This is a genomic window from Nostoc paludosum FACHB-159 (assembly GCF_014698835.1).
Lineage (GTDB): Bacteria > Cyanobacteriota > Cyanobacteriia > Cyanobacteriales > Nostocaceae > Nostoc > Nostoc paludosum.
In genome coordinates, this window is the sequence record NZ_JACJTU010000019.1 from 1 (window position 1) to 12,529 (window position 12,529).

General features: G+C 41.6%; 8 protein-coding genes and 1 tRNA gene. 7 read left to right on the plus strand and 2 right to left on the minus strand.

Annotation, left to right across the window (positions count from 1 at the left end; translation table 11 throughout):
• Nucleotides 1-754: 754 nt before the first annotated feature.
• From gor to H6H03_RS19670, 3 genes are all read left to right on the plus strand, one after another.
• Nucleotides 755-2,134, plus strand: coding sequence for a glutathione-disulfide reductase (gene gor / locus H6H03_RS19660; RefSeq protein ID WP_190956775.1), 1,380 nt, complete (start codon nt 755-757; stop codon nt 2,132-2,134).
• Nucleotides 2,135-2,209: 75 nt separating this feature from the next.
• Nucleotides 2,210-2,851: a YqiA/YcfP family alpha/beta fold hydrolase gene (locus tag H6H03_RS19665; protein ID WP_190956776.1), complete on the plus strand. Its 642-nt coding sequence runs from the start codon at nt 2,210-2,212 to the stop codon at nt 2,849-2,851.
• A gap of 271 nt (nt 2,852-3,122) precedes the next feature.
• Nucleotides 3,123-4,271 carry a histidinol-phosphate transaminase gene (locus H6H03_RS19670; protein ID WP_190956777.1) on the plus strand — a complete coding sequence of 383 codons (1,149 nt, stop codon included), beginning with the start codon at nt 3,123-3,125 and terminating at the stop codon, nt 4,269-4,271.
• A 4-nt stretch (nt 4,272-4,275) separates the two neighbouring features.
• Here the strand turns inward: H6H03_RS19670 and H6H03_RS19675 are convergent, their stop codons facing one another.
• The gene (locus H6H03_RS19675) at nt 4,276-4,830 is read right to left on the minus strand and encodes a hypothetical protein (protein ID WP_190956778.1); all 555 of its coding nucleotides are present in this window, start codon (nt 4,828-4,830) and stop codon (nt 4,276-4,278) included.
• Nucleotides 4,831-5,617: 787 nt separating this feature from the next.
• A complete protein-coding gene (locus H6H03_RS19680; protein WP_390842686.1) occupies nt 5,618-6,250 on the minus strand; it encodes a GNAT family N-acetyltransferase in 633 nt (210 codons plus the stop codon).
• Nucleotides 6,251-7,154: 904 nt separating this feature from the next.
• On the opposite strand from H6H03_RS19680, the gene H6H03_RS19685 reads away from it, so the two are divergent.
• The 4 genes from H6H03_RS19685 (at nt 7,155) to H6H03_RS19700 (ending at nt 12,239) form a co-directional block, all read left to right on the plus strand.
• On the plus strand, nt 7,155-7,301 hold the full coding sequence (locus H6H03_RS19685) for a hypothetical protein (RefSeq protein WP_190956779.1): 147 nt from the start codon (nt 7,155-7,157) through the stop codon (nt 7,299-7,301).
• Entirely contained in the window at nt 7,298-10,861 is a 3,564-nt protein-coding gene (locus H6H03_RS19690; protein ID WP_190956780.1) for a response regulator, read from the plus strand. The genes H6H03_RS19685 and H6H03_RS19690 overlap by 4 nt, the downstream gene beginning before the upstream one ends.
• Nucleotides 10,862-10,960: 99 nt before the next feature.
• The gene (locus H6H03_RS19695) at nt 10,961-12,118 is read left to right on the plus strand and encodes a hypothetical protein (protein WP_190956781.1); all 1,158 of its coding nucleotides are present in this window, start codon (nt 10,961-10,963) and stop codon (nt 12,116-12,118) included.
• Between the two features lie 50 nt (nt 12,119-12,168).
• Nucleotides 12,169-12,239 (plus strand) — tRNA-Gly (locus H6H03_RS19700).
• The last annotated feature ends 290 nt before the right edge of the window (nt 12,240-12,529 follow it).

Below are 12,529 nucleotides of genomic sequence, written 5' to 3' on the forward strand. Positions count from 1 at the left end.
GGTAATGAAAACCCTGGTGGAGGTACAGGTAATGAAAACCCTGGTGGAGGTACAGGTAATGAAAACCCTGGTGGAGGTACAGGTAATGAAAACCCTGGTGGAGGTACTGAAAACCCCCCTCCAGAAACTACATAAAACTACTACAGTACTCTGCTATGGAGCGTTCCATCAGTTAATCTACAGTGATTGAACAAAAAATGTTGAGCGCAGTCTCCACCTCAACTTCGTTCTAGGTGGAGTAAGCGAAATCACACAGAAAACGCGCAGCATCCTTATTCTAATTTCCCCTGATTCTGGAGATACTCGATAACTTTTCCCAAGGGCGCTTGGCTTCCAACTGTAATCAGCGCGTCATACCAATTCTCTAAAATTCTGCAAAAGATTCAAACCTTGAAACCTAGATACAATATGAATTTCACAAATTGCGTTAGCGTAGCAAGGCATAGCCCATTGCCTGGCTTGCTTCCCCTTTTGCGGATATTGCAAATTAGGAATTGGTATAAGCCATGAAAACGTTAATTTATTCAATCTATTACCATATTTTTAGGTGAGTCCCATACACACCAAAACCTTTCTAGAAGGTACACTACAGCAAAAAAGTAATATTCCCTACGAATACAGAGAATCTGCTAACGCTAGATTAAATCAAGGACAAGACTTACACAAGGTTTACCGGATATCCTTATATAGTTCGATCGCATTCTGTGTGTAAGTTCTCAGGAACTAACTTGTTGCTAAAGAGATAGAAAAATTTATGACTTTTGATTACGACCTGTTTGTAATTGGCGCGGGTTCTGGTGGTTTGGCGGCTTCCAAACGGGCGGCTAGCTTCGGAGCAAAAGTGGCGATCGCCGAATATGATTTAGTTGGCGGAACTTGTGTTATTCGCGGTTGTGTTCCCAAAAAACTCATGGTCTATGGCTCCCACTTTCCGGCACTCTTCAGTGACGCCGCAGGCTATGGCTGGAAAGTGGATAATGCACAATTGAACTGGGAACATTTTATTACATCTATAGATAAAGAAGTTCGCCGACTCTCCCAATTACATATCAGCCTTTTAGAAAAAGCAGGCGTAGAACTAATTCCCGGTCGCGCCGCATTTTTAGACCCTCACACAGTAGAAGTTGATGGACGCAAAATTACAGCAGACAAAATTTTAATTGCTGTTGGCGGGCGTCCCATAAAACCCGATTTGCCAGGAATGGAACATGGCATTACTTCTAACGAAATTTTTCATCTCAAAGAACAACCAAAACACATTGCCATTATTGGCGCTGGTTATATTGGCACAGAATTTGCCTGTATTATGCGCGGTTTGGGTTCTCAAGTAACGCAAATTACTAGAGGTGAAAAGATTTTGAAGGGGTTTGATGAGGACATCCGCACAGATATTCAAGAAGGTATGAAGCAGCACGGAATTGAGCTGATTAACAATCATGTGATAGAAAAAGTTGAACGGGTGCCAGAAGGAGTGAAACTGACTTTATCAGGGGAAGATCGAGAACCAGTAATTGCTGATGTGTTTTTAATAGCCACTGGTCGGACTCCAAATGTAGATGGACTAGGTTTAGAAAATGTTGGGGTTAATGTTGTCCCTAGTTCCATAGAAGGGCCAGGATACAGCAGCACAAATGCGATCGCAGTCAATGAATATAGCCAAACGAGTCAACCGAATATCTTTGCTGTTGGTGATGTCACCGACCGAATTAATTTAACTCCCGTAGCAATTGGTGAAGGTCGCGCCTTTGCTGATAGTGAATTCGGGAATAATCGTCGAGCCTTCAATCACCAAAATGTGCCCACAGCCGTATTTTCTACCCCGGAAGCTTCAACAGTAGGCTGGACAGAAGCTGAAGCTAGGGAAAAACTCGGTGATGAGGCCGTAAAAATTTATCGTGCTCGCTTCCGCCCGATGTACCACAGTTTGACTGGCAAGCAAGAGAAGGCAATGATGAAATTAGTAGTTGATAGCAACACTGATAAAGTGCTTGGCGCTCACATGGTAGGTGAAAATGCTGCTGAGATCATTCAAGGTGTGGCGATCGCTGTGAACATGGGCGCAACCAAAAAAGACTTTGACGCCACTGTTGGCATACATCCCTCGGTAGCTGAAGAATTTGTCACAATGCGATAACTAGGTCATTAGTCATTAGTCATTAGTCTTGGATAAACGATCGATGACCAATGACAACCCTATGGTAAAAGTTGAATGTCTACCCAGTATATCTATTTACACGGCTTTGCTTCGAGTCCAAAATCTGCTAAAGCACGGTACTTTGGCCATCGCTTTACCGAAATTGAGACAGAACTGAAAATTCCTGATTTGAATGCTGGGGATTTTTCCCAGCTGACGATCGCTCGTCAAATCACTCAAGTTGCGGCAGAATTACCCAAGGATTCTACACCAGTAACGATTATTGGCTCAAGTTTAGGTGGTTTAACTGCTATCCACTTAGCACAGCAATATTTACAAATACAACGCTTAGTCTTACTAGCGCCAGCTTTCGGTTTCTTATCCCATTGGTTACCCAAATTAACAGATGAGGAAATACAGCGTTGGCAGCAAGAAAAATATCTCATGGTGTACCACTATGAGGAAGGGCGATCGCTTCCCTTAAATTACAATTTTGTGACCGATGCAGCACAATACGAAGAAGAAATTTTGCAACGTCCTATTCCCACGCTAATTTTGCACGGAAAGAACGATGAAGTCATTCCTATTGAAGCTAGTCGTGACTTTGGGCGATCGCGTCCTTGGGTGGAGTTAGTCGAACTCGACAGCGACCACGCTTTAGGTAATGTTATGGAAGAAATATGGCAAGCAATTCGCCTCTTCTGCCAGTTACCTTGAAGTTGTAAAATATAAAACTTACACATAACCTACATCACAATCAGATTCTACATCTGAAGGCAACAGGCAATTAATCTTTATCTATTGCCTATTCCCTATTTCCTCACCTATGAGTAAGTTCAAAAGTCAAATGAGGATTCTATATTTTTCAGTCAGTACTACTCAACTCATAGATTGAAAGAGGGTATATTCACTTACCGTCAAAAACGATTAGGTCAAATTAAGCCTTTTGTAAACAGTATTGATTTAAAATCCAAAATCTAAAATTGATATGCTTCCCTTCATCCGAGCAGATTTAGCACAATTTACAGCCTACAAACCCCACCCTAGCAGCGATACTGCTGCATCAGTTCCGACGCAGTTCGATCGCCTCGATACAAATGAAAGCCCTTATGATTTACCGTCCCAGTTAAAAGAAAAGTTAGCCTGGACATATAAGCAAGAAATTGAAACAAATCGTTATCCTGATGGCGGACATGAGACACTTAAAAGTGCGATCGCTAAGTATGTTAATGAGTCAGCTGGTCTGTTGCCATCTTTGTTTAATGCCGCTAATATCTCTGTAGGCAATGGTTCAGATGAACTAATCCGTTCTTTATTAATCGCCACTTGTCTAGGAGGAGAAGGTTCAATTCTTGTTGCCAATCCCACTTTCTCAATGTACGGAATTTTGGCACAAACTTTGGGCATTCCTGTAGTAGCGGTGGGGAGAAATGAAATCAATTTTGAAATTGACTTAAAAGCTGCCCAGTCTGCCATTGAAGAAACTCAAAACCCTCCCATTCGGGTAGTTTTCGTGGTGCATCCGAATTCGCCAACTGCCAACAGTTTAACTACAGCAGAGTTGCTTTGGTTAAAGAGTTTGCCTGAGCATATTTTGGTTGTGATTGATGAAGCCTATTTTGAATTTAGCCAAACTACTCTAGTCGGTGAATTACCACAGCACCCTAACTGGGTGATTTTACGGACTTTTTCTAAAGCTTTTCGATTGGCATCTCTTCGCGTCGGCTATTGCGTTGCTCATCCAGAGGCGATCGCCATCTTAGAAAAAATCCGCTTACCCTACAATCTTCCGAGCTTTTCCATAGCAGCAGCATTAATCGCTTTACAAAATCGCCCACTCTTACTTGAGTCAATTGGGCAAATATTAAGCGAACGAGCCAAACTCATTGAAGCTTTATCCCAACAACCAGAACTACAAATCACAACCAGCACTGCCAACTTTATTTACGTGCGTCTCAAACCAAATAGTTCACACTCACAAGACGCTAGTTTAAAAAGTTTGCATCACAAACTTAGGACAGTGGGCACACTCGTGCGATATATTAGCGGCGGATTACGAATTACTGTCGGAACGACCGAGGAAAATGCCCGTACTATTAATCGAGTACAAGCCGCTTTGGCAAATTTGCAATCTTAACAATTCACTCAATAAATCTACCGTCATCTTCACTGCCCAAACGGCGTACCAGTCCTACTGTTTGTGGCAGCACACCTACTAAAAGAGCAAAGGCTACATCCGGAAGAAGAGACACTATTTCCGGTGGAAAGTATTGCTCAAATTGATCCAGAATTTTTTGGACTCGCTGGCCAGGAACTGGATTTTCTGTAATTTGTTTGATCAATCGAATCCATTGTCGCCTAATCAAGTAAGCTTTCTGACGTTCTTCATTAGATTCTGGAGTTAACAAAGACAGATTACCTATTGGCAGTGCCCCTTGGCAATCAAAATCGTAGTCTCCACCCACAGCAGCCCCAGGGCCCGCGAACTCTGCATGGTAACGTTTAAACAGTATTAATCCGTTTCGCCTGCGACTATTGACGATGAAAACTTCTCCACTGTGTAAACGTGTAAGGATGTCCGAGCCTTGTGGTTGCTCAGTTCCATCTGGCATGACAAGATAGTCGGGGAAACTAGTTTCAGGGTAATAGGTTGATACCATAGAGGGCTGATAGCGGCGATGCTGTTCGCTATCCATGTTTTTTAAACTTTCAAAGGATTTGGTAGTAGTATGCACTTCAATAAGGAACTAGCTGTTATTTCAAATGAGATTTTTCATTCTTTTATCATCAACAGTCTTGTGGTCAATTTATCTAAGATAAAAATAAATAGGCATTATTCACTAATTGAGTGATTATATTTTATGAGATACAAGTAGATTTGTCTTCAAATTATAATAGTGTTTTTTTAAAGTTTTTATAAAGATGAATATCTTAATTACAAAGTTATTATGAGGAATTGAGAATTTTTTTGTTCGGATTTAGAGCTATCTCCATTATAATCTATATTCTTTGCAAGAAAAATTATTTAAATTTATTAATTAAAATCAAAAGTACCAAACGTAAATTTTTATGAACAAATCTACTTTTATAAAATTGTAGTTTTCTTAAAATTACTATTTATAATTTTGATAAAACTCTCAATATAAATATCTTTCAGAGAATTACTAAAAGCTGTATGTTAATATCAAAAAGGTAGTTTCCAAATTCTTGCTATTTAGCTAATATCTGATTTTTGAACGATATTTCGCCTATTTTTCCAGATTTTACATTAAATTAATTTATATTCAATTGCGGATTTTGTTAAGAGGATGTTTGAAAAGGATCAATAATTTTGCTTTCGGGCATAATCTCAATTTTTGTTGGATATTGCTCCTCATTCCTTGAAAACCACAAGTCAAGTCTTCAAGAGGACTTTCCAAACAACCTCTAATAGAATTTTTCAAAGCGATCGTAACATTAAAATTTATAGATGCTAAAAAAAATTCAGATAATGGAGTCAGCACTTAGGCCTTTGTGCAATAACATCTGACTCGAACGTCTAAGCAAAAATGTATTCCAATTCGATTCGACTTTATGCACCCGATATCCCAGCTTGAAATAAAGCTGTCTTGCTTGGTGGTTATTTTCTAGAACGTGGAGATATAAATCTTTAAATCCCCATTCTTGAGATATTTTTTCACAGCGATTCAGTAACCCTGACGCCACGCCATGTCTACGGTAATTTGGGTGAACCGCTAAATTCGATAAGTAAGGAAAACCCAAGCCGACCTGACTCCAAGAATCGCTATAACGCACGCCCAGTTCTACAGTACCCACTAAGTTACTAGCAGCACCAGTAGTATAATCAAGAGCAACTAAACAAACATGACGAGGCGCAGGTGATACAATGCGATGTCTTAAGTCTTCGTAAATGCCCAGACGTAACAATGGAAAAGTCCATCCCCAAATGCCTTTTTGTGAGTGAAAGCTTTCAGCAATAATTTGGGCAACACTAACTAAATCAGCAGGTGTAGCCATGCGAATTTGGAAATGGCAAGAAGGTGGATCGATTGGCTGTTGGTGGTAAGGGTGAAAAAACCGATATTTCAAGGCTACTTTAGTATTGATTTTATTCAAAGAAAATTTATCAAAAATTTTAAAACAGTATTTACTTAACAGTAAGTTGCCCAGGAAATTGGACTAACTTCAGACTAAGAATTCATGTTTGGTTAGGGATTCGACAAAGTGTAAAAGTTGGTTAAACTTTTCTAGCCCGCATTGTTGAAAGCGCCTTAAAAGTTAAAGTTTCGTAAATTTAAAATCTTAAGTTCAATGGATTTAGATAAATTCCTGATGCTCTGGGGTATGAGATCGGTGTGGCGATCGCAAAGCCATCTGTAAAAAGCTAGAGGTTGGTGTGAATAGATAGAAGAACAGCATAGCTCGTCTCTCGGCAGCAGCTACAAAATTTTTAATTAAATGCATCATTCAAGTATAAAAAAGGAACTACGGACTGGGGATTGGGAATTAGGGACTGGGGGAGACCGCAGAAAAGTTCTGAATCTAAGCAAGTTTTATCCCAGGCTTGTGTGAATGTCAGAGTGTCCCCGTGTCTTCTTTGCGCCAGTATCCAATACCCCTCTGCTTGGCGAGTAGATCCTTAATTCTCAACTTCTTAACCATCGGCACTTGTCTTAATGATAGTTCTGATTGCTAAATTGGAAAGAGGCATTTGTCTAATAGTATACTTTGGCTTTAAATCTTATTGTTTTAATATTATTGGCTCTACCATGACTACCATAAATAAAATTTACCTGCAAGTGTTAGTACAACTGCTACGCGGGGAAAACTTAATATGCAGCTTCATCTGGATTTTTCAGCTAGCTATGAGTGCTGTATGTAGTATCAGAGATTGCTCACTGGAGGTGAAAGAAAATTTGGCAAGCAAGTATAGACTCTGTAACACTAAAACAGACTATAAAATCAATTACTCTGTACTAGAGCAAACAGTAATCGATATCAGCCATTGAGATAAATCACTGTGAGTAAACGCTCCCACACTCAGCAGTCATGTAGCCAAACAGCCTTATTGGTCGAAATGCTCTGCTCTTACCTGACTCAGAAAAATCCTCACCCCATCAGATTATTCTTTATCCGACTGCCGTTGCAGCAGGAAAGCGGTGCATGAAATCCCAAGCAAACAGTAAGCCTAAAATTTTGGTTGTTGATGATGAACCAGACAACCTTGATTTGCTCTACCGCACTTTCTATCGTGACTATAAGGTGCTAAGAGCAACCTCTGGCCCTGCGGCACTCGATTTGCTGGCTCAAGAGGGAGAGGTCGCGGTGATCATCTCCGACCAGCGGATGCCGATGATGAGCGGTACAGAATTTTTGAGCCTGACAGCAACTCAATACCCAGATATTATCCGGATTATTTTAACTGGCTACACCGATGTCGAAGACCTGGTGGAAGCAATCAACGCTGGTAAGGTTTTCAAATATGTCACTAAACCGTGGGAAGCAGAGGAACTTAAAGGAGTTGTACGCCAAGCTTTAGATACCCACAATGTCCTCAAAGCTCGTACCCGCGAACTTACCCGCACACTCAGGCGAGAATCGCTGCTCAATACGGTCACAAATACGATTCGCAGTGCATTAGACTATCGGCAAATTTTGCAGGCAATTGTTGATTCAGTGGGTCAGATGTTGGAAGTAGATGTCTGTCTGTTGCGTCCCTTCCAAGATGAACAGTTGGCAGATAAAGGATTTATCTATCAAAAGCCTCTGGAAGACAAAGGAGATGAGGACACAAAGACGCGGGGACACGGGGACACGGAGATCGATTTTCCTATTGCTCCTCCATCTGCCACTCTTGCCATCTCACCCTCCTCGTTGCTGGCTCACACGGTTTGGGAAACCCGTGAAGTTCAAGTAATTCATGACGTGATAGATGATGAGCGGGTTCAGGGTGATACCCCAGAACTGCGCCAACGTGGAGAAGCTTTTGCTGCTGCTGACATTTGTTCTAGTTTAGTGGTGCCACTAATCTGTCAACAGGAACTGATGGCAGTCCTAGCACTGCACCAGTGTTCTCTGCCCCGCTCCTGGGGGGAAGATGAAGTGCAGCTAGTATTGATGGTGGCGGATCAAGCAGCCTTAGCTTTGTCTCAAGCTTATGTTTACGAGCAAGTACGTGCCCTAGCTAAGCGAGAGAGTTTGATTAATACCATTACTAGCGCGATTCGCTCTAGCTTAGACCCTGAAGATATTTTTGCAGCTATTACTCAGCAACTGGGACAAGCTTTACAAGTTGATGGCTGTGTTCTATCTCTGTGGACGGAGGAAGATGAGTTTGTCCAGTCTGTGGGCTTGTATGACAGTTTTCAAGATCGGGAAAATTTCGGTAGCCACAACCCAAACCAGGCATCGCTAGCTCTAGACCACAATATAAGTAACAATAATCACGTATTAACTGTATTACCTAATTCTCAAACCTCTATAAAAGAGAATCCCATTTTACAAGAGATTTTACAGACACACGAACCAGTAGTAATTGCTGATGTAAACCATTCTCCCAGAGGAATACAGGGTTTTGATTTGTCTTTGAAAATGCCTGCACGATCGCTAATGGTCGTGCCATTATTGGCTGATGGCAAATGCATAGGTAGTATTACTTTATGTCAAAGTAATAAAATACGGCAGTGGTTATCGTCTGATATCGACCTAGCTAAAGCAGTAGCAGCTCAAGCCGCGATCGCTGTGCAGCAATCACGTCTATATGAAAAAACTCGCCAACAAGCCGAACGCTTACTGGAATTAGACAAACAAAAAACAGAATTTTTTCAAAATATCTCCCATGAATTTCGCACTCCCATCACCTTGATTCAGGGGCCTTTAGAGTCAGCGGTGGGGGCTGGTGAGGGGTTATCTTATTCCCAAAGTGCGATCGCCCTACGTAACTCCCGGCGTTTGCTGCGACTGGTAAATCAACTGCTGGATTTACAACGGCTAGATGCAGGAAGAATGCAGCCTAGTTTCCGTCCTTGCGATTTAGTCGAATTTGTCAGCCAAATTGTTGAGTCTTTTCGCCCCTACTGCGAGAAAAAGGGACTACAACTTACTACACAGCTGTATGAATGTCCTACGGTGTACTTGGATATGGAAAAATTTGATAAGGTCGTTTACAACCTGCTATCAAATGCCATGAAGTTTACTCCCGAAGGTGGGACAATCAACGTCAGGCTAAAACCTGAAGGCGATCGTTGCATCTTGGAAGTACAAGATACTGGAATTGGCATTGTTAAAGAACAAATTCCCCATTTATTTGAGCGCTTCCGCCAAGCAGAAGGTTCAGCAAACCGTTCCTATGAAGGCAGTGGTTTGGGTTTGGCTTTAGTTAAAGAATTAGTAGAATTACATAGCGGTCAAGTCAGTGTGGATTCAATATATGGTGAGGGTACTACCTTTAAATTATCGTTAGTTACTGGTACTGCTCACTTACCCACAGAGCAAGTGCTGGAAAGTCCTGTTGAACTAAACACAAGCCGGGCTAGTGTAGAATTGGCTGATTTAGAACTGCTAGATCAAACAGCAGATAATATTGAAAATATTACAAAAAACTTATCACCCACTTCTGATACTCAAGAATCACTACTGGGCAATGGGCACTCTATTTTAGTTGTGGACGACAACCCCGATTTGCGAAGTTATGTATCTGATATACTGCGTCGCAATGGCTATCAAGTGCAGACATCTCGTAACGGTTATGAAGGGTATCGCCTAGCTAAAGAAATTATGCCCAGCTTGGTTCTTACTGACTTGATGATGCCCTTGGTCAGTGGACTTGAAATGATTCAGATGATCCGCAGCGAGGAGAAGCTCAAAGGAATACCAATCATTTTGCTCACAGCCAAAGTTGACGAAGAAACTCGCATCGAAGGTACAGAACATGGTGCTGATGCTTATTTAGCAAAACCATTCAACGATCGCGAGCTTTTAGCGGAAGTTCGCAATCTTTTAGCGTTGAAAGAAAATGAAAGACGGATCTCGGAGTTAAATATATATCTTACAGAATCGGTACTAAAGCGCTTTTTGCCGGCTGTGTTGGTGCAAAAAGCTGCCGCCGGAGATTTGGCTTTAGATTTGCGCCCAGAACCACGCTTAATTACAGTTTTGTTTAGTGATATTGTGGGTTTCACACAGCTAGCAAACACCCTTAGATCCCGGCGAGTAGCAGAGTTACTCAATGAATATTTAGAAGCTATGACCAAGGTTGTATTTGCTAATGGCGGTACTGTAGATAAATTTATGGGAGACGCCATCTTAGCTTTATATGGGGCGCCAGAAGAACTCACTCCCAACGAACAGGTACGTCGTGCCATAAATACAGCAAGAGGAATGCACCGTTCTCTGGATCAATTAAACCAGCGTTGGCGAGACCAAGGTGTATTTGATGGTGACAGACAAACTGGCGTCCAGTTTCGCTGTGGTATTCACCAAGGTACGGCAGTTGTGGGGATGTTTGGTAGCGCTGAACGTGCTGACTATACTGCTATTGGCCCAAGCGTAAATATTGCTGCTAGGTTACAATCTGCTGCTGTTCCCGGTACTATCTTGGTTTCTGCTGCCGTGGCAGATTATTTGCAAGAAGAAGAAATTACTAAAGGTAGTCCCCTAGAACTTAAAGGAGTAGATGAAACAGTTCTGACCTTCGCCGTTACATCAGAGGTAATGATTAATCGCTAAAATTTAGACTGGATTCTAAATCACGGAGTGAACACTGATAACTGGTTAAAGCATACAAATTAGTAAAAGTGCCTAATCAGAACCAGTTTCAAAGAGAATATGGAACCCTCGGTTGCAGACAAAACTCCAATTCCAGCCAAAGTCTGGAGGCGACATACCGATCCACCTCTTTTGTGGATTTCTGTTGCTACCAGCTCAGTCTTTCTGCATTTGTTAGTGTTCTTGTTGTTGCGGTCATCAAATACTTTTAATCTCTGGTTTCCTCAGGAAAGCCAATCTGCTATACCCATTGAATTGATAGACATTGCTCCTGCAAGGAAATCAACAAGCAAATCACAATCAGCAGCTAAAATAGTTTCACTAAAGCGATTTTCTTCAACTCAAAAGTCTGTAGCAGCAAGAACTACGCCAAAAAATCGAGATTCTGCTGCAATAAATTCCACTAATAAGCTTCAGCCCAAGAGTAAAACTGACACCTCTCAAACTAATAGTCAACCCTCTGGGCAACAAAAAGTTGCCAAGCCGATGCCCACACCCACGGCGACACCTACACCTAAAGTTCTAGTAGGTAATCTTCCTTGGAACCGCCGTCAAGATTTAAAATTCGGCAAGGGCACAGCGCTACCATCAAGCCTTCCCACAAGTTTGCCAACTCCACCAAGGGGAAGTACGCCAACTCCTACCCCACAAGCTTCACCAACTCCACCAAGGGGAAGTACGCCAACTCCTACCCCCCAAGCTTCACCAACTCCACCGAGGGAAAGTACGCCGACTCCTACCCCACAAACTCCACCAACTCCCGCAGGGCTAACTCCGCCAACTCCTACCCCACAAGTTCCACCGACTTCTACTCAGGGAGCGTCGGTAGCAATAGTAGCTCCTTTACTTAGAGATGAAGTCAGTAACTTGATAAAATCAGGAGAATTTATACAGGATACTTTGCCAGATGCGATCGCTATATATCAAGGTAGCAATACAAAACAATTCGATCCCAGTTTTCTCTCCCAAAATTCTGGACTTCAGCCAGCACAACTCCTAGCTAGCTTAGTAATCGATCGCAATGGCAACTTTCAACAAGCCGTAGTGCTAGAAATACAACCAGCAACACTGAAAAGCCAAAAAAGCACATACGAGCAAGCCCTTAACCAAATTTTCAAAACAGAAAACTTTCTTCCTGCTCAAAATAACGATGGTACAAAACCAGATTTGAGCAATCTGTATGTCCGGATCAAAATTCAGTCTGCCAATTCCAACTAAAAGTTTGAATTTTCTTTATAACTGTGTTATAATTAAAAAGTTGGAAATTTGCGGGCGTAGTTTAGTGGTAAAACTATAGCCTTCCAAGCTATTAATGCGGGTTCGATTCCCGCCGCCCGCTTAAAGGATACACAAAAGCCTTTGGTTAAATAGGATTACCTCCTATTTAGACCTTTGTTTGCCTCGATTAAAAGTATCAAAATTAACCAATAAGTTAAGCTCGCGTTAGGTTAGGAGTATTAATTGTTCTGAGTCATGAAATCAGTAGATTTACACTCAGCACAGCGCACTTTGCAATACATCTTTTTTAACAATCTCGAAATCGAGTTTTATAATCATCTTGGTGACTGAAGTTTTAGGCATACTTGAGAAGTCCGTGCTTAATCTTCGTTTTTATTGAGCTATTTCTCC